At 64.1% G+C, this 24,601-nt stretch carries 27 protein-coding genes and 1 pseudogene; 17 read left to right on the top strand and 11 right to left on the bottom strand.

Annotation, left to right across the window (positions count from 1 at the left end; genetic code table 11):
* The 3 genes and pseudogenes from IL54_RS16705 to IL54_RS16695 form a co-directional block, all read right to left on the bottom strand.
* Positions 1-190, bottom strand: a pseudogene (locus tag IL54_RS16705) (flagellar basal-body MS-ring/collar protein FliF); the annotation flags it as partial.
* A 3-nt stretch (positions 191-193) separates the two neighbouring features.
* The gene (fliE, locus tag IL54_RS16700; protein WP_037477059.1) at positions 194-544 is read right to left on the bottom strand and encodes a flagellar hook-basal body complex protein FliE; all 351 of its coding nucleotides are present in this window, start codon (positions 542-544) and stop codon (positions 194-196) included.
* Between the two features lie 15 nt (positions 545-559).
* Positions 560-1,828 carry a sigma-54 interaction domain-containing protein gene (locus IL54_RS16695; RefSeq protein WP_037477058.1) on the bottom strand — a complete coding sequence of 423 codons (1,269 nt, stop codon included), beginning with the start codon at positions 1,826-1,828 and terminating at the stop codon, positions 560-562.
* Positions 1,829-2,142: 314 nt separating this feature from the next.
* Here IL54_RS16695 and IL54_RS16690 point away from each other — a divergent pair, with 314 nt between their 5' ends.
* The 3 genes from IL54_RS16690 (at position 2,143) to mdoH (ending at position 6,589) form a co-directional block, all read left to right on the top strand.
* Positions 2,143-2,943, top strand: coding sequence for a flagellin N-terminal helical domain-containing protein (locus tag IL54_RS16690; protein ID WP_037477057.1), 801 nt, complete (start codon positions 2,143-2,145; stop codon positions 2,941-2,943).
* 205 nt (positions 2,944-3,148) lie between these two features.
* Complete coding sequence (locus IL54_RS16685) at positions 3,149-4,636, top strand: glucan biosynthesis protein (protein WP_037477056.1); 1,488 nt, start codon at positions 3,149-3,151, stop codon at positions 4,634-4,636.
* 63 nt (positions 4,637-4,699) lie between these two features.
* Complete coding sequence (mdoH, locus tag IL54_RS16680) at positions 4,700-6,589, top strand: glucans biosynthesis glucosyltransferase MdoH (RefSeq protein ID WP_037478991.1); 1,890 nt, start codon at positions 4,700-4,702, stop codon at positions 6,587-6,589.
* A gap of 2 nt (positions 6,590-6,591) precedes the next feature.
* Here mdoH and IL54_RS16675 read toward each other — a convergent pair whose 3' ends face one another.
* The 8 genes from IL54_RS16675 to IL54_RS16640 all read right to left on the bottom strand — a co-directional run bounded on the left by IL54_RS16675 (position 6,592) and on the right by IL54_RS16640 (position 12,871).
* On the bottom strand, positions 6,592-7,320 hold the full coding sequence (locus IL54_RS16675; RefSeq protein WP_037477053.1) for a sigma-70 family RNA polymerase sigma factor: 729 nt from the start codon (positions 7,318-7,320) through the stop codon (positions 6,592-6,594).
* Positions 7,321-7,334: 14 nt separating this feature from the next.
* Complete coding sequence (gene flhA / locus IL54_RS16670; RefSeq protein ID WP_037477050.1) at positions 7,335-9,467, bottom strand: flagellar biosynthesis protein FlhA; 2,133 nt, start codon at positions 9,465-9,467, stop codon at positions 7,335-7,337.
* A 9-nt stretch (positions 9,468-9,476) separates the two neighbouring features.
* Positions 9,477-10,295 carry a flagellar protein FlgJ gene (locus tag IL54_RS16665; RefSeq protein WP_037477048.1) on the bottom strand — a complete coding sequence of 273 codons (819 nt, stop codon included), beginning with the start codon at positions 10,293-10,295 and terminating at the stop codon, positions 9,477-9,479.
* Between the two features lie 141 nt (positions 10,296-10,436).
* On the bottom strand, positions 10,437-10,745 hold the full coding sequence (locus tag IL54_RS16660; RefSeq protein ID WP_037477045.1) for a hypothetical protein: 309 nt from the start codon (positions 10,743-10,745) through the stop codon (positions 10,437-10,439).
* A 5-nt stretch (positions 10,746-10,750) separates the two neighbouring features.
* Positions 10,751-11,029 carry a flagellar biosynthesis anti-sigma factor FlgM gene (flgM, locus tag IL54_RS16655; RefSeq protein ID WP_037477042.1) on the bottom strand — a complete coding sequence of 93 codons (279 nt, stop codon included), beginning with the start codon at positions 11,027-11,029 and terminating at the stop codon, positions 10,751-10,753.
* A 46-nt stretch (positions 11,030-11,075) separates the two neighbouring features.
* Complete coding sequence (locus tag IL54_RS16650; protein ID WP_037477040.1) at positions 11,076-11,636, bottom strand: flagella basal body P-ring formation protein FlgA; 561 nt, start codon at positions 11,634-11,636, stop codon at positions 11,076-11,078.
* A 66-nt stretch (positions 11,637-11,702) separates the two neighbouring features.
* The gene (locus IL54_RS16645) at positions 11,703-12,206 is read right to left on the bottom strand and encodes a flagellar motor protein MotB (RefSeq protein ID WP_037477037.1); all 504 of its coding nucleotides are present in this window, start codon (positions 12,204-12,206) and stop codon (positions 11,703-11,705) included.
* A complete protein-coding gene (locus tag IL54_RS16640) occupies positions 12,203-12,871 on the bottom strand; it encodes a motility protein A (protein ID WP_037477035.1) in 669 nt (222 codons plus the stop codon). The genes IL54_RS16645 and IL54_RS16640 overlap by 4 nt, the downstream gene beginning before the upstream one ends.
* Before the next feature lie 255 nt (positions 12,872-13,126).
* Here IL54_RS16640 and flgB point away from each other — a divergent pair, with 255 nt between their 5' ends.
* The 14 genes from flgB to IL54_RS22360 all read left to right on the top strand — a co-directional run bounded on the left by flgB (position 13,127) and on the right by IL54_RS22360 (position 24,511).
* On the top strand, positions 13,127-13,489 hold the full coding sequence (gene flgB / locus IL54_RS16635; RefSeq protein ID WP_037477033.1) for a flagellar basal body rod protein FlgB: 363 nt from the start codon (positions 13,127-13,129) through the stop codon (positions 13,487-13,489).
* Positions 13,490-13,509: 20 nt separating this feature from the next.
* The gene (gene flgC / locus IL54_RS16630) at positions 13,510-13,902 is read left to right on the top strand and encodes a flagellar basal body rod protein FlgC (RefSeq protein WP_237748921.1); all 393 of its coding nucleotides are present in this window, start codon (positions 13,510-13,512) and stop codon (positions 13,900-13,902) included.
* Positions 13,899-14,558 carry a flagellar hook assembly protein FlgD gene (locus tag IL54_RS16625; protein WP_037477030.1) on the top strand — a complete coding sequence of 220 codons (660 nt, stop codon included), beginning with the start codon at positions 13,899-13,901 and terminating at the stop codon, positions 14,556-14,558. The genes flgC and IL54_RS16625 overlap by 4 nt, the downstream gene beginning before the upstream one ends.
* A gap of 47 nt (positions 14,559-14,605) precedes the next feature.
* Entirely contained in the window at positions 14,606-15,451 is an 846-nt protein-coding gene (locus tag IL54_RS16620; RefSeq protein ID WP_037477029.1) for a flagellar hook-basal body complex protein, read from the top strand.
* A gap of 26 nt (positions 15,452-15,477) precedes the next feature.
* Complete coding sequence (locus IL54_RS16615; RefSeq protein ID WP_037477028.1) at positions 15,478-16,221, top strand: flagellar basal body rod protein FlgF; 744 nt, start codon at positions 15,478-15,480, stop codon at positions 16,219-16,221.
* A gap of 83 nt (positions 16,222-16,304) precedes the next feature.
* Positions 16,305-17,093 carry a flagellar basal-body rod protein FlgG gene (gene flgG, locus IL54_RS16610; protein WP_037477026.1) on the top strand — a complete coding sequence of 263 codons (789 nt, stop codon included), beginning with the start codon at positions 16,305-16,307 and terminating at the stop codon, positions 17,091-17,093.
* Between the two features lie 42 nt (positions 17,094-17,135).
* Positions 17,136-17,780, top strand: coding sequence for a flagellar basal body L-ring protein FlgH (locus tag IL54_RS16605; protein ID WP_237748920.1), 645 nt, complete (start codon positions 17,136-17,138; stop codon positions 17,778-17,780).
* A 170-nt stretch (positions 17,781-17,950) separates the two neighbouring features.
* A complete protein-coding gene (locus IL54_RS16600; RefSeq protein ID WP_037478989.1) occupies positions 17,951-19,027 on the top strand; it encodes a flagellar basal body P-ring protein FlgI in 1,077 nt (358 codons plus the stop codon).
* Positions 19,027-19,332: a rod-binding protein gene (locus IL54_RS16595; RefSeq protein ID WP_037478986.1), complete on the top strand. Its 306-nt coding sequence runs from the start codon at positions 19,027-19,029 to the stop codon at positions 19,330-19,332. Before IL54_RS16600 ends, IL54_RS16595 begins: the two co-directional genes overlap by 1 nt.
* A complete protein-coding gene (gene flgK, locus IL54_RS16590; protein ID WP_037477022.1) occupies positions 19,329-20,666 on the top strand; it encodes a flagellar hook-associated protein FlgK in 1,338 nt (445 codons plus the stop codon). The genes IL54_RS16595 and flgK overlap by 4 nt, the downstream gene beginning before the upstream one ends.
* Positions 20,667-20,684: 18 nt before the next feature.
* Entirely contained in the window at positions 20,685-21,530 is an 846-nt protein-coding gene (locus IL54_RS16585) for a flagellin (RefSeq protein ID WP_037477020.1), read from the top strand.
* Between the two features lie 102 nt (positions 21,531-21,632).
* A complete protein-coding gene (gene motA / locus IL54_RS16580; protein WP_037477018.1) occupies positions 21,633-22,496 on the top strand; it encodes a flagellar motor stator protein MotA in 864 nt (287 codons plus the stop codon).
* A 3-nt stretch (positions 22,497-22,499) separates the two neighbouring features.
* Positions 22,500-23,552, top strand: a complete 1,053-nt coding sequence (locus IL54_RS16575; RefSeq protein ID WP_037477016.1) for a flagellar motor protein MotB — start codon at positions 22,500-22,502, stop codon at positions 23,550-23,552.
* A gap of 185 nt (positions 23,553-23,737) precedes the next feature.
* A complete protein-coding gene (locus IL54_RS22360; RefSeq protein WP_076605526.1) occupies positions 23,738-24,511 on the top strand; it encodes a methyltransferase domain-containing protein in 774 nt (257 codons plus the stop codon).
* Positions 24,512-24,601 lie beyond the last annotated feature (90 nt).

The following is a 24,601-nucleotide window of genomic DNA, read 5'->3' as shown; positions in this document are numbered from 1 at the left end:
CAAGGCCCGCCAGTGCGACGACGCCGAGCATGCCAAGCAGCGGCAGGCTCTTGGCCACCGCCGGTTGCTGGATGAGGCCGGTGAAGCGCGCCTTGAGCGCCGCCATGCCGGTGAGGCCGTTGCGGGCCGCCGAAGCGGGGGCCGGGAGGGCGGGCTTGCCGCCGTCGATGGTGAGTGCGTTCTCGCTCATGATTTAGACCGGCATGCTCATAATGTCCTTGTAGGCGGACAGGAGTTTGTTGCGGACCTGAAGGGTCGCTTCGAAGCTGACCGACGCCTGCTGCTTGGCCAGCATGACGGCGGCGATGTCAGTGGTTTCGCCGCGTTCGAAGGCGGCGGCGGCTTCACCGGCCTTGCCCTGCAGGCCGTTGACCTGTTGCAGCGCGTTATTGAGTGCATCGGTAAAGCCACCGGGCGCGGTGCCCTGGGCCGCGCCTGCACCGCCGACCGGATTGGTCGAACCGATGTCGCGCAGCGCGGCGTTCTTTTGCAGGATGGCGTTGCGGATCGCCATCACGCTGTCGGTCGGGGAAATGCCGTTCATATCCTATCCTCCCCCTTATGCCGCAGCCAGCTCGCGCATTTCGGCGAGCCGATAGCGTAGCGTGCGTTCCGAAATGCCGAGCTTGCGCGCGGCGGCGGCGCGGTGGCCGTCCGTTTCGCGCAGGGCGCAGCGGATGGCTTCGAGTTTGGAATGGCGCGCGACGTCGCGCAGCCGGATGGGTTCGGCGGGCAACTGGGTCGACGCTGTGGCGCGGAAGGGCGTTACCATCTGCGCCGCGCCTGCCAGATGCAGGTCGTCCGCCTCGATCCGGTCGCCATCGCGCAGCACTAGGGCACGCTGGAGGATATTGCCGAGTTCGCGGGCGTTGCCGGGCCAGCCATGGTCAGCGAGCTTGTCGAGCGCGGCGGCGGTCGGCCAGACGAACCCGGCCTTGCCCCCATCCTGGTGGCGCAGCAGCATCGCAGCGGTGATCGCGCTGATGTCGCCGCGACGCTCGGCGAGCGGGCGCAGTTCGAGCGGCATGACGTTGAGACGCCAGTAGAGATCCTCGCGGAAGCGGCCCGCGGCACATTCCTGGGCCAGGTTGCGGTTGCAGGCGGCGATGATGCGGACATTGACCGGCACAGCATGGGTCGCGCCGACGGGCAGCACTTCGCCTTCCTGCAGCGCGCGCAACAGCTTGGCCTGGAGCGCGAGCGGCAGTTCGGCGATTTCGTCGAGGAAGAGCGTGCCGCCATCGGCGGCAAGGAACAGGCCTTCGGACGCGTTGGCCGCGCCGGTGAAGCTGCCCTTGCGATGGCCAAACAGCATCGCTTCCATCATGGTTTCTGGCAGCGCTGCGCAATTGACGGCGATGAAGTCATGGCCCGACCGGCCCGACTGGGCGTGCAGGAAGCGCGCCATGCCCTCTTTGCCGGTGCCGGTGTCGCCCTGAATGAGGACGGTGGCGTCGCTGCGGGCGACCCGCCCGGCGAGCGTCATCAGCCGGACGCTGCCGCTGTCGCCCACCGCCGGGACGGCAGCGGGGCGCGCCAGTTCGGCGATGAGCGCAAAGGCGAAGCCCATGTCGGCAAGGCCGAAGGCGACGCGGGCGGGCAGGCCGTTGGCCGCCGCGACCAGCGAAGGTGCGCCGTCGATCAGGTTGATGAGGATGTCGCGATGGGTCGCATGGCCGATCTCGGTCGCCAGCAGCACGCGGCGGCTGTCCTTGTCGCGCGGACTGGCCGCGTCGACGATGCGCACGGTAAAGAGAGCGTTTTCGAGCCAGTGCTGCAGACCCGGAACGAGCGCGCAGACTCCACGGCTCACGTCGAGCGATGACATGAACAAAACCCCAATAACTGGTCGGCTTGTGCCCCCGCACGCCCCAGACCCCTTCGATGGTCCAAGCTCTATATTTATGTGGTTATCAGATGGTTAACTTTGCCATCCAGTTGCCGCCGACCGGCAATTTTATTCCGGCAAGGCGGCAAAGACGCCGTCCTTTGTCCTACGCGCGCGCGTGGTAGCCAGGGAAATTGCCCTTTTTCAGAAAAATCGACAGCGGCGCTAAAGGCCGGTCGCTGCCCGCCGTTATCCCCTTTCGAGGCCGCAGACGCTCCATGGCAGCGACCTGATTGACACTGAAAGGGAACACCATGACTGTTATCGGAACCAACACCGCCGCTCTCCGCTCCGCCAATGCCTCGTCGATGGCCAGCAAAGGCCTGACCAACGCAATGGAGCGCCTGTCGACCGGCAAGCGCATCAACAGCGCCAAGGATGACGCCGCCGGCCTCGCAATCGCTTCGACCATGACGTCGCAGATCAAGGGCATGACCCAGGGCATCCGCAACGCCAATGACGGCATCAGCCTGGCGCAGACCGCGGAAGGCGCGCTGAACGAAGTCAGCAACATGCTGCAGCGTATGCGTGAACTGACCGTGCAGCGGAACAACGACACCAACAGCACCGAAGCCGTTGCGAACATCGACGCGGAAAAGGATCAGCTGGCCGTTCAGATCAACGACATCCTGACCAAGACCGAATTCAACGGCAAGGCGCTGTTCCCGACGACCGCCGACGCCGTGACGATCCAGGCTGGTGCCAACGACACCGACACCGTGACCATCACGCTGGAAGCCATCGACGTGACCGACGTGGCCAGCGCGACGGAAGCGGAAGATGCCGCCACTCTGGCAGACTTCGACACCGCGCTGCAGACGGTTGCGACCGCCCGCGCTACGCTCGGTGCCGTGCAGAACCGCCTGGAATCGTCGGTCAACAACCTGACCAATAACATCACCAACCTGACCGACGCGCGCAGCCGTATCGAAGACGCCGACTTTTCGGCCGAAACGACCGCGCTCGCCAAGCAGCAGATCCTGAGCCAAGCGTCGACCGCGATGCTGGCACAGGCCAACCAGAGCCAGCAGGGCGTTCTGAAGCTGATCGGCTAAACCCCTACCCCATTGGTCGGCTGAGGTCTGGTCACCTGACAGCCGCCCATAGGCGCCCGGCACATCACAGTCCCCACCGTGCCGGGAGCCACAACTTCGATCGAACGACCAGCATCAGAAGCCTCCGTCCCCCCGGGCGGGGGCTTCATCGCATATGCAGCATGGGGGGCTTGGTTTTGCGTGACAGGCTCGCCATGGTGAAACCATGACCCAGATTGACCGGCGCGCGATGATCGCTGCCACGGGCGCTGCCCTCCTCCTCCCCCGCGCTCTGCACGCGCAAACGCAGCCCCCCCCCTTTTCCTGGGAGCGGCTGATCGGCCAGGCGCAGCGGCTGGCGCGCGCGCCCTTTGCCGAGACGCCGGCCCATCCGGGTGCCGCCAAGATCGATTATACCGCGCTGCACGAGGCGCGCTTTCGCGAGGAACGGACTTTGTGGGGCGACCTGCCGGGCGATACCGGCATCCGCTTTTTCCCGCTGTCCGCCACCGCGCCGCAACCGGTCGAGATCGCGATCATCGAGCAAGGCCGCGCGACGCCGCTGCGCTATGATCCGGCCATGTTCGATGCGCCGGCGGGCAATCCCGTGACGGCCCTGCCGCCCGGCGCTGGCTTTGCGGGGTTCCGCATCATGAATGCCGCGCGTGACGGCGACTGGTTGTCGTACCTTGGGGCCAGCTATTTTCGTGCGCCAAGCCCGCAAAAGCAATTCGGCCTGTCGGCGCGGGCCGTTACGATCAATACCGGCATCCAGGGGCGCGAGGAATTTCCGCGCTTCACCCATTTCTGGCTGGAGCGGACGGGGCCAAGTAGCGTCACCATCTTCGCCCTGCTCGACGGGGCATCGATTACCGGCGCGTTCCGCTTCGTCAGTCGGCTGGACAAGGACGGCGTGCGGCAGGACGTGACCGCCGCCCTGTTCCCTCGCCGTGCCATCCCCGAACTGGGGCTGATGCCGATGACCAGCATGTTCTGGTATGATCAGGCGGACCGGACGATCGGCACAGACTGGCGGCCGGAAATTCATGACTCCGACCTATTGTCGATCGCCAGCGCCGATGGCACCGCCCATGCCCGCCCGATCGTCAATCCCACAGCGCCGATGGTCAGCGCCTTTGCCGAGCGCGATCCCAAGGGGTTCGGGCTGCTGCAGCGTGACCGGGATTTCGACCATTATCAGGATGATGGCGTTTTTTATGACCGCCGCCCATCGCTATGGGCCACCCCCGCCCGGCCGCTGGGCGCGGGCGAGGTGCGGCTCTACGCTTTTCCGACCGACAGCGAATATACCGACAATCTGGCCGCCTACTGGACGCCCGCCGCCGCGCCTGTGCCGGGCAAGCGGATCGACCTTTCCTACAAGCTCGATTGGACCGCTGACCGTTCGCCCGCCGCGACCGGCATGGCAATCGTCGAGAATGTCTGGCGCGGGCGGGGCGACCAGCCTGACATCGCGCGGCTGGTAGTCGATTTCGCGGGGGTGGCGGAGGGTAGCAAGCCTGACCTGTGGGTGGACATCGCCAACGGCACTTTGGTCAAGCAGGCGGGCTATCCGGTGCTGGGTCGCAAAGGCCTGTATCGCACGGTGCTGGACCTGCGGCCCAATGGCAACGGCGTGGCAGATGTGCGGTTGCAATTGCGGGCCAGCGGCCGCGCGGTGAGCGAATATGTGCATTACCCCGTTGGCGGATGAACGGAACCGTTGGCGTAACGAACGGTTCAAGCCGTTGGGTGAAACGCTATGGGTCTGGATGATATGGGCAATGGACAGGTGCCGGTGGCCGATGCCGCCGCCGGGGACATGCCGGTGAGTGTGGCCTTCGAACAGCTGCCGCCCGAAAGCCCGATCGCGATGCCGGAGCAGGATTTCGACGCGCGGCCACCGCTGACTATGCCGCGTCGCTTCAATATCGATCTGTGGGCGCGGCGCATGCTGGTCGTGCTGCTTGCCCTTATCCCTACCGGCATGGCCGCGCATGAGATGCGCCGTTCGATCGGCTTGGACGGCATTTCCTTGCTGGAGGGCGTCTATCTCGCCCTGTTCATTCCGCTGTTCGCCTGGATCGCGTTCGGCTGTGCCACCGCGATCATCGGCTTCCTGCTGCTGACCGTGGGCAAGGGGCGCAGCGTGACGCCGCTCCCGCTGCGCGCGTCGCAGCCGCTACAGGGCAAGACCGCGATCCTGCTGCCGGTGTGCAACGAGGATTTTCTGGGCGTGCTGGGTCGGCTGTCGATCATGGAACGCTCGCTGGCGCAGGTGATGGGGCGCGAGCGGTTCGAATTTTTCATCCTGTCCGATTCCAACGTCCAAAGCGGCGAGACGGAGCGCGCGGCCTATTTGGAAATGCGCGGCTCCTTCTCCCGCCCCGTCCATTATCGCCGCCGCGCGCGCAATATCGGGCGGAAGCCCGGTAATATCGCCGAATGGGTCGAGCGGTTCGGCGGCGGTTATGATTATATGATCGTGCTGGACGCTGACAGTATCGTCAGCGGCCAGACGATGGCGCGGCTGGCGTCCGACATGGAGCGGCATCCGCAGGTCGGGTTGATCCAGACGGTGCCGACCGTGATGGGTGCGGCGACGCTATTTGCGCGCTGGCAGCAATTTGCGAGCCGCCTCTTCGGGCCGATCTCGGCCGCTGGGATGATCTGGTGGGCTGGGTCCGAAGGGATGTTCTGGGGCCATAATGCCATCGTCCGGGTCAAGGCCTTTGCGCAAAGCTGTGGCCTGCCCGAACTGCCAGGTCGCGCGCCCTTTGGCGGGCATATCATGAGCCACGACATGCTGGAGGCGGCGCTGTTGCGGCGGCGCGGCTGGGATGTGCATATGGTCACGGCCGACGATAGTTTCGAGGAATTTCCGCCGTCCATGCCCGACCTGTTCACCCGCGACCGGCGCTGGTGTCAGGGTAATATCCAGCATGTGCCCTTGCTCGTGCGGATTGCGGGGCTGCATCCGGTCAGCCGGTTCCAGTTGCTGGTGGGCGCGACGGCCTATTGTACGTCGCCCATGTGGCTGACGCTGATGCTCGTGGTGTTGGGCGGTGGGGCGAGCGGGGTGTGGCCGCCCACCGATGTGCTGCCGTCGGGCGGATTGCTGGCAGTGACGGCTTTCCTGCTGTTCGGGCCGAAGCTGTTGGCGATGCTGTGGGCCTTGCTCGACCCGGCGCGGCGGATCGGCTTTGGCGGCGCAGCGCGGATGACGCGCGGCGTGATCGTGGACATCATCCTGTCGATCCTGATGGCGCCGGTCGCGATGCTGACCCAGACGATCAACCTGTTCGGCATATTGATGGGGCGCAAGAGCAGTTGGAACGGGCAGACCCGCGACCGTGATGGTATGGCGATAGGCAGCGCGATCTGGTTGTTCAAATGGCATATCCTGCTGGGTGCGCTGCTGTTGGCGCTGGCGATCCAGGCGGGTAGCGGGATCGGCTGGATTATTCCGGTGACGGCGGGGCTGTTCCTTGCGCCCGTGCTGGCGGCGGTTACCGCGCGCAAGGATCTGGGGCGCAGGGCCGAGGCAAGCGGGCTGTTCCAGGTCGCCGATCCCTGGTGGCGCACGCAAAGCTATCGGCCGTTGCGGTTCCGCTGGCCCAATGGCGAGGAACGACGGGTCGGACGGTTGGCGGCGAACGACGAATAGGGTCAGTCCCAGTCGCGCAGTTTCTCGCGCAGCTTGTCGAGCGCGGCCTTCTTGATCTGGCAGACGCGCGCGGCGCCGATGTCCAGCGTGTGGCCGATTTCCTCCAGATTCAGTTCCTCGACGAAATAGAGTTGCAGCACCAGTGCCTCGCGCTGGGGCAGTTCGCCGATGCAGGCGGCGAGCGCCTTCTTGAGCGATTCGCGTTCCATCAGGTCGTCGGCACGATCCTCGACATCGGCGAACCACATGGACTGGTCAGAATAGACCTCATCCATGCTGGTGTGCTGGACCATTTCGACGCTGTCGGCGAGTTCGCGATAGTCGGACGGGTCAAGGCCCATTTCGGCGGACATTTCCGCTTCGGTCGGTAGCCGTCCAAGCGTCTGTTCCAAGCCATTGCGACACGCGGCAAGTTGCTTGCGCTTGGCCATGGCGGAGCGGCAGATGGTCGCCTGCCGCCGCAGATGGTCGATCATCGCGCCGCGCACGCGCAATTGGGCATAGGCGGCAAAGCCGAAGCCGCGATCCTCGAAACTGTTGGCGGCCTCGACCAGCGCGAGCATGCCGATCTGGAGCAAGTCCTCCACCTCGATCGCGCTCGAAACGCGGCCATGGACGTGCCAGGCGATCTTGCGCACCAGCGGCATATATTGGCGGGCGAGCCGCTCCGGGCTGTTTTCGCCGGGCTTGGCATAGGTGTGGGCGCCGGCCGCGATCTTGTTCATATACATGGCTCAGCCTCCTTTCAGGCGACTCGTTCGCGCGCTTGCTCGTGGCGGGGTGCCGGGTCGTGGCGGGGCGTGGGGCGCTGTTCGCCGCCCACGACCGCGACCACTTCGACACCCTTGCCATCGGGAATTTCGAGGAAGGACAGCACTGGCGTTTCGGGCAGATGCGGCTTGAACAAGCGCGCCAGCGCGCGCCTGGCCAGTGGCGAGGTGACGATGGCGAAGTTGCGCGCCTGACCCAGCAGCGGGCGGGCGGCCTGCACCACCGCTTCGACGATGCGGTTGGCGAGTGCGGGTTCGATCGGGTGGCGAGCGTCGCCCGCCACGCGCATCGCCTGCGCCAGCATCGCTTCGAGGTCGCCATCGAGCGTGATGACCGGCAGCGGCATTTTGACGGGGACCAGCCCCTGGATGATGAGCGCGCCGATCCGCTGGCGCACGGCCTCGACCAATTGTTCGTGGCTCATGTCCGGCCGGGCGGCGTCGACCATGGCTTCGCAGATACGGCGGAAATCCTTGAGCGCGATGCCTTCGGACAGGAGGGCGCGGCAGAGCGCGCTGATCTGGGTGAGGCTGAGCGTGGCGGGCGTCAGGCCTTCGACCAGTTGCGGCGCGGCGTCCTTGAGCGTGTCGAGCAGCTTGCGCGCTTCGTCCAGGCCGAACATTTCGGCGGCGTTCATGGCGATGAGCTGGTTGAGGTGGGTTGCCACCACGGTCGGCGGATCGACCACGGTATAGCCCGCGATCACGGCTTCGCTGCGCTTGGCCTGCGAAATCCAGACGGCATCAAGGCCGAAGGTCGGGTCTTTGGTCGGGCGACCGACGACCACATGTTCGAGCGCACCGCTGTCGAGCGCGAGCAGATCGTCGGGCCAGATTTCATCCTCGCCCACCACGACACCGGCGATGGTGATGCGATATTGATTGGGTTCGAGCGCCAGATTGTCCTTCACCCGCACCATCGGCACGACGAAGCCCAGTTCCTTGGACAATTGGCGACGGATGCCGGTGATCCGCGCCATCAACGGCGCGCCCTTGCGCTCATCGACCAGGGCAATGAGGCCATAGCCGATTTCGAGGCCCAGGATTGCGCCGTCCGACACGTCATCCCATTCGATCACGGCCGGATTGGGCGCGGGGGCGACTGGCGCAGGTTCAGCGGCTTTAGCCTGGCTGGCCTTGCGCAAGTGCCAGGCGATGCCCCCCGCCACCGCGGCGGCGGACAGGATGATGAGATGCGGCATGCCGGGCAGGACGCCCAGAAAGCCGAGGATCGCGGCGACCGGCACCCAGGCGCGGCCCGACCCGAATTGCCCCGCAATCTGGCCACCCAGATCCTGCTCGCTCTTGACGCGGGTGACGATGGAGGCGGCGGCGATCGACAGCAGCAGAGCAGGAATCTGCGCCACCAGCGCGTCGCCGATCGCGAGGATGATATAGGTCTGGGCCGCTTCGCCGATGGCGAGGCCATGGCTGACGACGCCCAGGATGATGCCGCCGATGATGTTGATGACGAGGATCAGGATGCCCGCGACCGCATCGCCCTTCACGAACTTGCTGGCACCATCCATCGAGCCGTAAAAGTCGGCCTCGGTCGCGACTTCGACGCGGCGGAGCTTGGCTTCTTCCGGCGTCATCAGGCCGGCATTGAGGTCGGCGTCGATCGCCATCTGTTTGCCGGGCAAGGCGTCCAGGGTGAAACGCGCCGACACTTCGGACACGCGGCCCGCGCCCTTGGTGATGACGACCAGGTTGATGATCATCAGGATGGCGAAGACGAAGATGCCGACGACATAGTCGCCGCCGATCAGGAAATGGCCGAACGCTTCGATCACTTGCCCGGCCGCATCCGAGCCTTCATGGCCCGACACCAGCACGACGCGGGTGGAGGCGACGTTGAGCGCGAGGCGCAGCAGCGTGGCGAACAGCAGGACCGTCGGGAAGCTGGAAAAATCGAGCGGCTTGGCGGCGTTCAGCGCCACCATCAGGACCGCGAGGCTGATCATGATATTGGTGATGAAGCCAATATCCAGCATGACCGCCGGAACGGGGACCATCATGAACAGCACGACCATCAGCGTCGCAAAGGGCAGCACCGCCCCCTGGACGGCGCTCATCCAGATCTTCGCTTTGACTTGGGTGGGAGTCATGAGGAGCCGTTACCTTCCGAGGGTGGCGAGCATGAGATAGGCGAGGCGCGCAGTCTGCGGCTGGGGCCGGATGCCGACATCGACCTGTTCGCTGAGGCGCTGGGTTTCGATCCGCACATAATCGGCGGGCTGGACCGTCTTGGCGCCCGATGGCAGCGCGGCGGCGGCATATTGCACCTCACCGCCGAGGCTGCCGGAGCTTTTTTCGAGCTTCGCGGCGAAACGGTCGCGAATGTCGGCGAAGCTGCGCGCGCTGCCTGACCGGTCGTAGAAGATCGACCGGTTGGCGCGCGCGGCGGCGGGAAAGAGCGAAGCGGCGGTGGCACCGGGCGCGCGATCATGGACCGAGAGGAATTTGCTGGCACCGCCCACGCCCAGAAAATGGGCAAGATAAAGATCGACCGGTTCGGCTTCGCGACCGAGCTTCTGTTCCAGATAGGCCTTGTTGTCGGCGGCGTGCTGCGCGGCCATGACCGAGGCGGTTTCGGGATGTTTGCGCAGGTCGAGTATCTGCTGGCGCAGTTGCGGGTCCGCCACATGATAGCGGCCGTTGCTGCTCTGGCTGATCGCGTCGGATGCCCAGCCAAGCCCATAGTCGCTGCCATGCTTGTCGATGACGGCGAGCCAGCTTTGGTCGATGAATTGATAAAGGCCGGTCGCTGACGATGTCGTGGCGCGCGCGGAGGGATTAAGGCTGCTTTCGATCTTCGCCTGACCCAGCAGATAGGAGAAGTCGACACCGGTGCGGCGGCTCGCCATGGCGATCGCGTTGGTCACGCGATTGCCCGTCGATGTCGCCCCGGTAGTGATGTCTGCGAAAGCCGACACTTGACCCTATTCCCCAATCATTGCGGGGATCATTAGAGCAAGGCTTGTGCCAAGATTTGGTTAACGCGGCGTCAGGAAATTTGGCCCGCAACGCAAAACGGCACCTTTCGGTGCCGTTTTAGGGAAAACAGGAAATAAAGTTCAGCGGCCGTAGGTCAGCGGCGCGTGGGTCGATCCATGGGCGGCGAGCATGGCAAGCCTTTGATTCGCATGGTCGGCCAGCAGGCTGACGCGCACGCGGGCGCTTTCGAGCAAGGGCAGCATGGCGTTCAGCCGTTCGATCACGATCGGTTCGGAGCGCCATGCGCCAACACCGCGCACGGCGGCGGCGGCCCGGCTGACGCGGTTGCTCGCCAGTTCGATGGCAACGGCATCGGTGCCGTCCAGCACATCGCGCAGATCCTCGAACGCTTCGAACAGGTCATCCAGCGCGGCGAGCCCCGGCGGCATGATCGTTACCCCGCAGCAGACAGGTCGAGCGCGACCATGCGATCAGCGATCGCGGCGGCATCGACCGGATAATTGCCCGAAGCGATCGCCGCCTTGATCGCGGCGATACGGTCCATATCGACCGGCGCGCCTTCTGCCGCCATGCGCGCAGCGGGGCTGGCAGAAGTCGACGCGAGTGACGCCGTCGCTGAACCGGTGGTCGAAGACGCGCGCGTCTTGCCCCCTTCGCGCAGGCGGGTCGCCTCTATGGCAGCACTGATGCTTTGGCCGACAGATTTGATCATTGGCTTCAATCCTTCACTCGTCCCTATAGGCGTATAACGGACAAGTTCAAAAATCCTTAAACCCCGGAACGCGCACTAGGCCCATTTCCACGACCTGGGCCAAAATGGGGGCGGCGCGCTTGTCTTCGCGGACGCGGATCGTGTCGCCGACCGCGCCATCCTCATCCGCGATCATGCCGCGTGAGACGTTGAAGAGCGCGTTGCCGGCGATCAGTTGCACCGGATCGCCCTTGCGCACGACGTTTTCTTGGGGCGTGGCGCGGGCCGCGGGCGTGAAGCGGCTGGCCGTGCGCGGCACTGGTCCCGATGCGGCGGCCGATGCACCTGCAACGAGCGGCACGCGGATGCGCCAGCCGAGCGATTCGCATTTGACCATCGCCGCGCCGAACACCGGGCCTTCGACCTTGGGCATCGTCGGGCAGGCGGCCAGTTTCAGGCGGCGATCCACCGGGGCCATCGGCCCACCCGGTTCGCCGAGATTGGCACCCACCGACATGGCGACGAGGCTGTCGATGCGATCGAGATTTTCGAACCGCTGCTGCGCCTGCACGGGCGCGGTGCCAAGCAGCGCAGCGGTGGCGAGAAGGAACGGATAAGCGCGAGGCACGGCATGTCTCCTGACAAGGTCGGCGGTTCTATGTCGGGATTTTCAGCAATATCCGTGCCAAGTTGGTTAACGTGCGTCCGTCTGCCCCGGCGCAATGCGGATCACCTGCCCCTGCCCGCTTTTGCCGTCGGACTGGTCGAGGCCGCGGATCAGCAGCCGATCCTGCGCGATGCCATCCAGTTTCAGCGCGCGGGCGACGGCGCCAAGGCGAGCTGCGGCCAGATCCCAATCATCGAAGCGCTGGTGGGCGCGGTCGGAGCCGCGACTGCGTATCTCGACGCCGCCCGGCTCGCTTGCAAAGCGGCGGGCGATGGCGGAGAGGCGCGCCTGACCCTGCCGCGTGAGCAAGGCTTCGCCCGGCTCGAACAGATCGGCCGCGCGCAATTCCACGCCCGGCCGCATCGCCCGGCCGCCAAATTGCTGGGCGACGCCCGCCAGCACGACATCGCGCCGCGCGCCGCTCGCCTGCAACAGCACGAAGAAGGCGAGCAGCAGCAGCAGCAGATCGGCAAAGCTGACGGCCCAGCGATTGCGCCGGGCGACAGCGGTGGTGGTGGCCGTGCCGGTCATGCGACTTCGCGTATCGCGCCGCGCCGGATCGGCGCATTTTCGCGCCGCGCGATCGCCAGCATCCGCGTCACCGCTTCGCGCTGCCAGGCGAGCTCCTGTTCGGACAGGTCGATGAGGCGCGCAGCAATCGGCGCAGCGACGACATTGGCGATCACGACGCCGTAGAAGGTGGTGAGCAGCGCGAGCGCCATGGCTGGCCCCAGCGCGGCGGGATCGTCCATGGCCGCGAACATGCCGACGAGGCCGATGATGGTGCCGGCCATGCCGAGGGCCGGCGCGGCATCGGCGATCGACAGCCATGCCTTATGCACCGCGCCGTGGCGCTGCGCCCGGTCGGCGAGCGCCTGGCCCGCCCAAAGTTCGAACTGGTCGGTGCGGTCGCAATTGGCAAGCTTACGCGCGGCGTCGGTCAGGAAGGGCGAGGCGGTCTTGACGCGATCGGCGCAAGCAAGGCCACGCAACTGCGCCACCTGGTCGATCTTGAGCATGGTAGCGCGGGCCGCGTCGCGGTCGCGCGCGGGATCGGCCGTGACCAGCGGACGCAGCGCCAGCATCGCCCGCCCCAGCGGCCCCGCGCCGTTCTGGAACAGAGCGACCAGCAGGACGCCTGCAATTATTGCGAGCAGCGTCACGGGATCGAATAAATGGCCTATAATAGTGATCATATATGCCTGTCCCCATAGGCCCGTAGTGCGACGGCAAGATGCTGCCGCAGCCCGGCAATTTTTTGCCGCCCTTGCCGCCTTCACCCGCAAAAGCCCAGATTTCCGGGCATTTCCACCTTGCCGTTGCGTCACCCACGCAAATTGGCACGGCTCTTGCTGATTTCAGGCTGGATCACCCGCAATGGACGCCATCAGGGGTCAGAACGGCGGGGGAAACGAAACTTTTAGGGCCAGCAGGCAAAAAGGGCAGGATCAGTGGAAGACGGTTTGTTCGGCATTCATGGAAAGGCGCTGGCGCTTCGCTCGCAGCGGCTGTCCCTGTTGGCGTCCAACATCGCCAACGCATCGACCCCCGGCTACAAGGCGCGCGACATTGATTTCGACGCGGCGCTGCAAAAAGCGACGACGCAGGCGAGTGGCAATGCCGCCGACGTGTCCAAGGCGGTCGATGACGCCATGGGCTATCGCGTGCCGCTGCAGCCCAGCCTCGACGGCAATACCGTCGAGTTGAGCACCGAACAGACGCTATTTGCCGAAAATGCGGTCAAATATCGCACCACCCTCTCCTTCCTTGAGGGTCGCATCAACACCATCAACCGTGCGCTCAGGGGAGAATGAGCATGAGTGGCTCTGGTCCCATGAACATATTCGACATCGCCGGGCGCGCCATGAGCGCGCAACTGGTGCGGCTGAATACCACCGCGTCCAACATGGCCAATGCGGGCAATGTCACGGGTAGCGCAGCCGAGGCCTATCGGGCGATCAAGCCGGTCTTCACGTCCGTCACCGACAGCCCCGGCATGGCGAGCGTCAAAGTGTCGGAGATCGTCACCACCAAGGCCGAGCCGACGAAGCGGCATGACCCCAATCATCCGCTGGCGGACGCCAATGGCGATGTGTGGGAAGCGGCGGTGGATAGCAATGCGGAGCTGATCGACATGATCGAAACGTCCCGCATGTACCAGAATAACGTGCAGGTGCTGAACACCGCCAAATCCCTGATGCTCGAAACCATAAGGATCGGCAAATGAGCACCACCTCCACCATCACCGATACCGCCGGGCTATCGGTCTATAATCCCAATGCGAAGGTCGGCACCGGCAAGTCGGAAATGGGCCAGGCCGATTTCCTGCGCCTGCTCACCGCGCAGATGCAGACGCAAGACCCGTTCGAGCCAGTCAACAACGCCGAGATGGTGTCGCAGATGGCGACCATCACCAATTCGAGCGGCATCGCCGAAATGAACGCGACGCTCAAGAATCTGGCCGCCGATTTGGGCGGCACAAGGCTGGGCGATGCGGCAAGCTGGATCGGCAAGTCGATGCTGGTGCAGAGCAATATCGCAGCCCCCGATGCCAGCGGACTGTATGCCGGGCAGATCACCCTGCCCCAGGCCACGGAGGGAGCGAGCATCAGCCTGGTCGATGGCAGCGGCAATGTCGTCAAGACGCTCGACCTTGGCGCGCAGCCGGCCGGCGACGTGACCTTCTACTGGGACGGCAAGAATGACGCGGGCGAGACCATTGCCACGTCCGCGCTGCAGGTGAAGGTCAATGGCGCAACGCCGAGCCGGGTCGCCACCTGGGCCACCATTGCCGCGGTCCAGTCACCCGCTGACGGATCCTCTTCCAAACTCATTACCGCGCTCGGCAGCTACAGCCCGTCCGACGCGATCAGCCTGATGTAATCTCACCCCCCTTTTTCTTCTTTCCTTTTCACCCAGGGAGCAACGCCATGTCCTTCTATATCTCGCTGTCCGGCCTCAAGGGTGCCCAGACCGATCTGGCCACCATTTCCAACAATGTCGCCAACGTCAATTCGACCGCCTTCAAAAAGAGCAAGGTGCAGTTCGGCGACATTTTTGCAGCCGCCCCCATGCAGACGACCAGTCAGGTCGCAGGGCAAGGCGTGCGCGTGCAGGGCATCGCCCAGCAGTTCACGCAGGGGACGATCGAAACCACCGACAAGACGCTGGACCTTGCCATCACCGGCGAAGGCTATTTCACCGTCAAGGCACCGGACGGCACTGTCAGCTACACCCGCAATGGCGCCTTTGCCGTCGATGACAACCGCTATGCCGTCGATACCACCGGATCGCGCATTCAGGTGTTCGCGGTTGACTCCGAAACCGGCGCGCTGACCACGCCGCCTTCTTCGTCGAGCAGCCCGGCCGATCTCACCGATCTGCAAATCCCGACCACCTATCTGGGCGTGGATGGCGGGGCGCAGCTCACCAGTGTCGGCGTGGCCAAGAACGGTCTTGTTTCGGCGATTTATGCCGATGGCAGCACCGCCTATCTGGGCCAGGTCGCCATGGCGTCGTTCAACAGCCAGGAAGGTCTGCGGCAGGAAGGCGACGCGCACTGGTCCTCCACCGTTGCGAGCGGCAACCCGATCCTGGGCACTGCCAATACCGGCATGTTCGGCGCGGTCAACAGCGGGTCGCTGGAACGCTCGAACGTCGACATCACCGAGGAACTGGTGGCGCTGATTTCCGCGCAGCGCAATTTCCAGGCGAACAGCAAGGCGATCGAGACAGCCAACACGCTGACCACCACCATCGTCAACATGCGTACCTAAGCATCCAACGGTAGAAGGCTTCGTCCATGGACCGGCTCGTCAACACGGCACTTACGGCAATGCGCGGCGCGATGGCGCGGCAGGCGTCGATCGCGAACAACCTCGCCAACGCCAACACCATCGGCTTTCGCGCAGAGATTGCCAATGCCGAGACGCGCTGGCTCCAGGGCGATACCTTCGACACACGGGCGCAGGCATCCGAACAGGTCATTGCCGCCAGCATGGAGGGCGGCGCCGTCACCGCCACGGGCAATCCGCTCGACGTGGCGATGAACGGCGACGCGCTGCTGGCCGTGCAGGGCGCGGATGGCAGCGAAGCCTATACCCGCCGGGGTGACCTCAAAATCTCCGACAGCGGCCTGCTGACCACCGGCGATGGTTTGCCGGTTTTGGGCGCGGGTGGACCGATCACCCTGCCCCAGCTCGACAGCGTGTCGATCGCGCAGGATGGCAGTATCTGGGGCGTGCCGCAGGGCGGCGACCCGGCCAATCCGCAACTTGTCGATGCGCTCAAGCTGGTCAGCCCGGTCGGGTCCGGCATCGCCAAGGGCACCGATGGCCTGTTCCGCGAAGTAAATGGCGGCGCGCTGCCGCCAGACCCGCTGGCGTCGGTCACGGCCGGGTCGATCGAGGGGTCGAACGTCAATGCGACCAAGGCGCTGGTGCAGATGATCGAGGCGAGCCGCGCATTCGAAACGCAGGTCAAGCTGATTGATACCGCCAAACAGATGGATGATGGCGGCGCGTCGCTGATGCGGCTCGATAGCTGAAAAATATAGTCAACATTGGCACGCATCTTGCTGTGTCTGACGCATAAGCACCCCCTTGGGGATGCCGCACGGAGAAATGAACGATGAGCAACGCCGCCCTTCATGTCGCCCGCACCGGCCTTGACGCGCAGAACACGAAGATGCGCGTGATCGCCAACAATCTGGCGAACGTCAACACTACCGGCTTCAAGCGCGACCGCGCCGATTTCGAAACGCTCGCCTATCAGCAGATGATCGCGGCAGGCGCCAATTCGGACAGCGAAAACAAGTTCGCGACCGGCCTGAACCTGGGGTCGGGCGTCTCGCTGCAGGGCACGAGCAAGATCAACACGCAGGGCACGTTGAGCCAGACCGGCAGTGCGCTGGACATGGCGATCGAAGGCTCCGGCTTCTTCCAGATCCAGCGCCCGGACGGCTCCATCGCCTATACCCGCGCGGGCAATTTCAGCGTCACCGCCGAAGGTAATGTCGTCACCAGCGACGGCCTTCCGCTGATTCCGCAGATCACCGTGCCCGAAGGCGCGACGTCGGTGACGGTCGGCAATGACGGCACGGTGTCTGCGACCTTGCAGGGCGAGGCGGAACCCACACAGCTTGGCCAGATCGAACTGGCGACCTTCATGAACGCGGCAGGATTGCAATCAATCGGCGGCAACCTGCTCGCCGAAAGCGCGGCCAGCGGCGTGCCGCAGATTGGTGTCGCGGGGCTGGAAGGGCGCGGGTCGATCCGGTCGGGCAGCCTGGAAACGTCGAACGTAAATATCGTCGAGGAACTGGTCGAGATGATCGAGACGCAGCGCGCCTATGAGGTCAACAGCAAGATGATCAAGGCGACCGACGAAATGCTCCAATACGTCAATCAGAATATGTGATCTGGGATGACACGCTTTCCTATAGTCACTCTGGCTGGCCTCATGGCCCTGACCCTCACCTCCTCCCCTGCGCTGGCGGGGAAGAAGCGCGATGCCGAGCGCGCCCATTATGCGCCGACCGTCATCGCGCAGCCGCCCGTGGCGCAGGCCAATGGGTCCATCTTCCAGACATCGGTTGGCTATACACCGCTGACCAGCGGCGCACGGGCCACCACGGTCGGCGATATCATCACCATCGTCCTCGTCGAACGGACGCAGGCAACCAAGCGGAACAGCGCCGATACCAGCCGCAACGGCAATATCGGCCTGACACCGCCGACCACCGGCATCCTGTCCAAGGCCTTTTCGCCCAGCGATGTGGCGATGGGCGGCCAGAATAATTTTGCAGGCCAAGGCGGCGCAACCCAGTCCAACGCCCTGTCTGGCGAGATCACCGTGACGATCGCGGCGGTCTATCCCAATGGCACCATGCTGGTGAAGGGCGAGAAGGCGCTGACGCTCAATCGCGGCGACGAGTTCATCCAGATCAGTGGCCTCGTCCGTCAGGCCGACATCAGCCCGGACAACCGCATCGCCTCGACCCGCGTGGCCGATGCCAAGATCATCTACACCGGCAAGGGCGAGATCGCCCGCGCCAGCAAGCAAGGCTGGTTGCAGAGCTTCTTCTCGATGATCAGCCCCTTCTGATGGAGAGCATCGTGAAAAGCATCTTCGATCGCGTCGCCTCCATCCTCCCCTTGCAGGGGAGGTGGCAGGGCGTAGCCCTGACGGAGGGGTGTCGCCCTATCGAGGGGGTGACACCCCTCCACCGGCTTCGCCGGTCCCCCTCCCCTTTCAGGGGAGGATTTTTCAGTGCGCTGTTCGCGAGCCTGTTCCTGATCGCCACCCCGGCACAGGCTGAGCGGGTCAAGGATCTGGGGACGTTTCAGGGCATCCGCCCGAACCAGCTCACCGGCTATGGCATCGTCGTGGGCCTGGCGGGTACGGGCGACGACAGCCTGCAATATGCGACCGAGGGCATGAAGGGTGTGGTTTCGCGCTTTGGCCTGACCTTGCCGCAGGGCATCAATCCCGCGCTCAAAAATGCGGCCGCGGTGCTGGTGACGGCGGATTTGCCCGCCTTTGCCAAGCCCGGCCAGCGGCTCGACGTCACGGTGTCGGCGTTGGGCAAGGCCAAGTCGCTGCGTGGGGGCACGCTGATCATGACCCCGCTGCGCGGTGCCGATAACGAAATCTACGCCATGTCGCAGGGCAATCTGGCGGTCGGCGGCCTGGGCGTATCCGGCGCGGATGGCAGCCAGGTGTCGGTCAACATCCCCTCGGCCGGGCGTATCCCCGGCGGTGCGACGGTCGAGCGCGCGGTGGCCACAGGTTTTGATACCGCGCCGACCCTGACCTTCAACCTGGCCGAAGCCGACCTCACCACCGCGCTGCGCGTGGCGGATGGCATCAACCGGGCCTTCGGTGATCGGCGCGCGCGCGCCATGGATGCCGTGTCGGTCGCGATCGACGCCATTCCAGGCGCAGAAGACCGCATTCTGATGATGGGCATGATCGAGAATATCGAGATTTCCCCCGCCGATGCCGCCGCCAAGGTGATCGTCAACGCGCGCACCGGCACCGTCGTCATCAATGGCGCGGTCCGCATCCATCCGGCCGCCGTCGCCCATGGCAAATTGACCGTCAGCGTCAACGAAGCGCCGCGCATCGTCCAGCCCGCGCCGTTCAGCCGAGGCGAGACCGCGGTCGAGCAGCAGAGCGCCATCAGCATCGACGAAGAAAAGAAACCGATGGTCAATTTTAAAGGTGGGGCGTCGCTGGCCGATATAGTGAAGGCGGTCAATGCGATCGGGGCTTCCCCGGCGGACATGGTCGCCATCCTCGAAGCCTTGAAACAGGCGGGCGCAATGAAGGCGGAACTGGTGGTGCTATGATGCAGGTGACAACGACCCCCGCCGCCACGGCGCCATCGGGCGCAGGCACCGCGAACAAGGCTGCGCTGGAAAAGGCAGCGCAGCAGTTCGAGGCGATCTTCCTGCGCCAGATGATCGGCGCGATGCGCTCTGCGAGCCTGGCCGAAGGGATTAGTGATTCCAGCGCAACCGAGCAATTCCAGTCGATGGCCGATTCCCGCACCGCCGACGCGCTGGCGGGCAGCAACAGCATGGGCATCGCCCAGTTGCTGATCCGGCAGTTCGGCGAGCGGGTCGCCCCCGCCGCACCGGCCACGGGCGAATGAGCGACCTGTTCATCATCGGTGCGTCCGGCACCCGCGCCTATCGCACCGCCATGGCCGCGATCGCGGAGAATATCGCCAATGCCAGCACGGAAGGCTATACTAGGCGCAGCGTGACGACCGGCGAGTCCGGCGCGTCCACGGCGACGATGGCCTATTACACGGCCCGCGCCAATTTCGGCGGCGTCCAGGTGATGAGCGTGGATCGCGGGGCCGACCCCTATCTCGATGCGACCGTGCGCCTGACCACGATGAACCTCGCCAGTTCGGCCGCACGGCTGCGTTGGCAGGGCGATACCGAGATTGCGCTGAACGACGGCGCCACGGGCATCGGCCAGTTGATGACCGGCATGTTCCAGAATATGGACAAGCTGGCCGCCGCGCCGGGCGATACGTCGCTGCGCGTCACGACGCTGGACAGTATCGGCCGCGTCGCCGATGCGTTCCGCCAGACCGCCGCCGATCTTGATGCCGTGTCCAAGGGGATCGAGGCCGAAGGGCAATCGGTGGTGGGCAGCGCCAATGCGTCGCTGGCCGCGCTGGCCGACATCAACAACAGCCTGCTGCGCGCACAGCCCGGCACGTCCGCCTATGCCCAGTTGCTCGACAGCCGGGACGCGGCGTTGCAGGATCTGAACGAAACGCTGAACGTCGATATCAGCTTCGGCGCGCGGGGCGTGGCCGAGGTCAGCTATGGCGGACAGGCGCTGGTGACCGGCAATAGCGCGGCCAGCCTATCGCTCGCCGCCGATGACGATGGTCGCCTGTCGCTCAGCCTGAGCGACGGAACGGCGCTGTCCGCCCCGGCCAACGGGACGCTGGGCGGCCTGTTTTCCGCTGCCGACACGGCCGCCGACCGTGCCGACGATCTCGATACGCTGGCCGAGCAGTTCGTGACCAACATCAACGACTGGCATGCGCAGGGCGTTACCGATGGCGGCGCGGCTGGCGCACCTCTGCTGGCCTTTGGGGGTAGTGCCGCCAGCGTCACGGCCTTGGGGCTTGCGCCCGACGACCTGGCGCTGCGGTCTGGCGACGGGACGCTCAACGGCAATCTGCTGACGGTATCCTCGACCCTGCGCGGCAATGGCAGCGTCGAACAGGGCTGGACCGCGCTGATCGCGACCCAGGCCAATCTGCTGGGCGCGACCAAGGCGGAAAACACCACGGCGCAAGGCCGCAACGACCAAGCCGTCGCGGCGCGCGAGGCGGTGAGCGGGGTCGATCTCGACATGGAAGCGGCCGACCTGCTGCGCATCCAGCAAGCCTATTCGGGCAGCGCCAAGATATTGCAGATGGCGAAAGAGACCATCGATGCGATCCTCCAGATCATCTGACCGGCAAAGGGCTGAACCATGGTAGGCATTACGCACAAGATCATGCTCGCCGAAATCCGGCGGCAACAATCCCTGTCGAAAAGCATCGTCGAGGGGCAGACGGCCGTATCCACCGGCGTCACGCTCAACAAGGCGTCGGACAATGCGCTTGCCTGGGTCCAGGTGTCGGACATCGCCCGCGCCCAGTCGCAACAGGCCGCCTGGCAGGCCAATATCAGCTATGGCACGACCCGCGCCACCAATGCCGAAGCCAATCTGGCCGAAGTCGACACCCTGCTGCAACGCGCGCAGGTGTTGGTGACGTCGGCGCGCAACGGGTCGCTCAACGACACCAGTCGCGCCGCGATATTGGAGGAAATGTCAACGATCCGCACGACGATCGGCGAATTGTTCAACCAGAAGGATTATCAGGGCACGCCGGTCTTCGACGAGGGACAGAGCGTTTTAGTGCCGGTCAGCCGGGGCATGAACCTGGCGGTCGTCGCCACCCGGCAGGAGGTGTCCGAGGGCATTGATGTCGATGGCACGCCGATGTCGATCGACGACATGCTGGGCCAGGCCATGACCGCGCTGGAAGGCAGCGACGATGCGGCCTTGGCGAGTGCGCTCGACGCGGTGAAGACGGGGCAGAGCCATATCGTCGTCGAACAGGCGCGGCAGGGCGTGCGCAGCGACCGGCTGGATGTCATCGGCACGCGGCTGACCGATATCGGCCTTGATTATACCGAGCGGCGCGCGAGCCTGGAGTCGACCAATTTGAGCGAAGTCATTTCCAACGTGTCGGCGCAATTGCTGCAGCTGGAGGCGGCACAGTCCGCTTTTGCCCGGATCAACAAGCAGACGCTGTTCGACCTGATCGGCTAAAAAAACGGCTGTCCTAAAGCTGCCGCTAACCAGTCCGTATTAACCAAGTGACGGACCCTTTTATGGGGTCGATGCCCCAGGGCATATTTTTCGGGGATTACCATGTTAGCAGTCATCGGCCTTGTCGTCCTGTTGGTCATGGTATTTGGCGGGTTCATCATCACCGGCGGCGATATCGGCCCGGTATTGCACGCCCTGCCCCATGAAATGATGATCATCGGTGGCGCGGCCGTTGGCGCTCTGATCATCGGCAATTCGGGTGCCGACCTCAAGGCGTTGGGCGGTGGCCTCGCCAAAGTCTTCAAGGGGCCGCAATATAAGAAACAGGATTTCCTCGATTGCATCTTCCTCGTCAGCAAGCTGATGAAGACGTTGCGGGTCGAAGGGCCGGTGGCGCTGGAACCGCATATCGAAGATCCAGCCAGTTCGACCATCTTCACCGAATATCCGCGCCTGATGAAGGACAAGACGCTGATCCATCTGATCAGCGATACGCTGCGTCTGGTGGTCGTGTCGTCGGGTACGCTCGATCCGCATGCGGTCGAGGATGTGATGGATAACAGCCTCAAGACCCATCATCATGAAGCGATCAAACCCGCCGACAATCTGCAAGGCCTGGCCGACGCCCTGCCCGCGCTCGGCATCGTCGCCGCCGTGCTGGGCGTGGTGAAGACGATGGGATCGATCGACCAGCCGCCCGCCATTTTGGGCGCGATGATCGGTTCGGCACTGGTCGGCACCTTCCTGGGCGTGTTGCTCGCCTATGGCATGGTCAATCCCTTCGCCAACCGGTGCCGCAGCGTGATCGAGGCGGACGGGGCGATCTATCATGTCGTCAAGCAGATCATCGTCGCCTCGCTCCACGGTCACCCGCAACCGCTGGTGATCGAGGCCGCGCGCTCCAGCCTGCCCCATGCGAACCAGCCGGCCTTTGCCGAAGTGTTCGACGGCATGCGGGGCAAATAAGCCGTGGCGGGGGACAAGAAGCGCGGCGCGAACGAGCCGGAACCACGGCCGATCATCGTCAAGAAGATCATCGTGGAGGGCCATGGCGGCCATCATGGCGGCGCGTGGAAAGTCGCTTATGCCGATTTCGTAACGGCGATGATGGCGTTTTTCCTGCTGATGTGGCTGCTGGGCGCGACCACGGAAAAGCAGCGCAAGGCGCTGGCCGACTATTTCACGCCCACGCTGGTCGAACTCAAGATGGCGTCGGCTGGCTCCACCGGGCTGATGGGTGGCGACTCCATCATGGGTAAGGAAAATTACCCGACCACTGGCGGCCAGGGTAATTTGTCGATCACCATACCCAGGGACGCGAGCGGCACCAAGGATCAGGGCGGTAAGGCGATGCGCGCCGCCGACCGGCAGAAGTTCGAATCGATCAAGAAAAAGCTGGAAGCGCAGATGATGCGCAAGGGATTGGAAAAGCTGCGCAAACATGTGCGGTTCACCGAGACGCGCGAGGGGTTGCGCATCGACCTGATCGACGAAGCCGATTTTGCGATGTTCGCGATGGGCACCGACCGGCTGGTGCCGCAGGCCCGCGCGCTGATCAGCGAAGTCGCCACCGCGCTGCAGACCATGCCCAACCTGCTGATCGTGCGCGGCCATACCGATGGCCTGCCTTATGCATCGGGACGGACGATGAACAATTGGCTGCTATCATCCAGCCGCGCCGAATCGACGCGCAAGGCGCTGGCCGACAGCGGCATCGGCAACGCCCGCTTCGCCCGGATCGAGGGCGTCGCCGACCGCGAACCCTTCATCAAGGGCGACAGCTATGACCCGCGCAACCGGCGCATGTCGATCATCCTGGGCTGGACCCGTGGCGGCGACGGTGCGGAGGATGCGGACATGGACGCAGAGACCAAGGCCGCGATCAAGGAACGCGACGATCCGGTGCGCGTCGCCACGGAGCAGGCCAAGAAGCTCGACATGGGCGGCACGGCGCTGCCAAGCGGCGCGGCGCTGATCAACCCGTCAGCGGCGGGAACGTCGAGCAAGCCGGGTCAGCATTGAACGTAGCCGAGCGCTCAACGGGCAGTCTAATGATGGCTCGCTCCTAGGGATCAGTCAATAAGTCGCTCACTGGCACCCGACATGTAGGTACACCGCCGAGAAATTAGTTGTTATCCTATTGATCATGTGTGACCAAGACGGTGAAGTAGCTGAGCACGGATAGATGACGAGCGAAGGGAAACGCTATGGGCGGATTAAGCTCGATTGCGCGAAAACGCCGGGCATTTGCAGAAAATTCCTCTTTCCTAGATGGCAGGTTTCTCGAATTAGGCGCGTTCGACAATCCCATGTTCCGCAAGGAGGATGGGGATAACGTCAAATATGTCGATTGGCACAGCAAGGCGGAACTGATCGAACTGTCCAAGACCAGTCCGAACCGCGATATTTCAAAAATCGTCGATGTCGATTACATCATAAAAAGCAACGAACTATCAAAAGCGATCGGCGATAAATTCGATCTGGTTTGTGCCAGTCATGTGATCGAACATATACCCGATATGTGTCGGTGGTTCGAAGAATTGAGCGCGTTACTGACGCCGCGAGGCCAGATATTCCTCGCCATTCCCGACAAGAGATACACATTTGATTTTTTCCGGCAGATCAGCCGGGCGACCGAATTCGTGCGAGCCTATCGGGAAAAACTCGTCATCCCCAGCATGTGGCAATTGGCCGACCATTTCTATTATCATCAGAAGGTGAATGTCGCCGAGATATGGGCGGGTAAAAATCCGGCGTTTTTTCAGCCCCGCTTCAGTTTGGCGCACGCTTTGGATCTGGCTGAAAGAAAATCCAGTTCCTATACGGACGCCCATTGTTGGGTATTTACATCGGATACATTCTGCCAGTTGATCGATGACCTTCGCAGCAGCGGGATCGTCAATCTTGAGGTGACGAATATCCAGCATCCGCTGGAACAGACCAATGAATTCATGGTCATGCTGCGCAAGACGCCGACCTAAGCAGGCAGCACCAAACTCGCTTCCAGCCCGCCCTCTGCGCGGTTGGTGAGGCGCAGTTCGCCTTGATGTTCGGCCATGATCGCGCGGACC

The sequence above is a fragment of the Sphingobium sp. ba1 genome, assembly GCF_000743655.1.
Lineage (GTDB): Bacteria > Pseudomonadota > Alphaproteobacteria > Sphingomonadales > Sphingomonadaceae > Sphingobium.
Note: the sequence above shows the minus strand (reverse complement) of the source record. Positions and strands in the feature narration are given on the sequence as shown.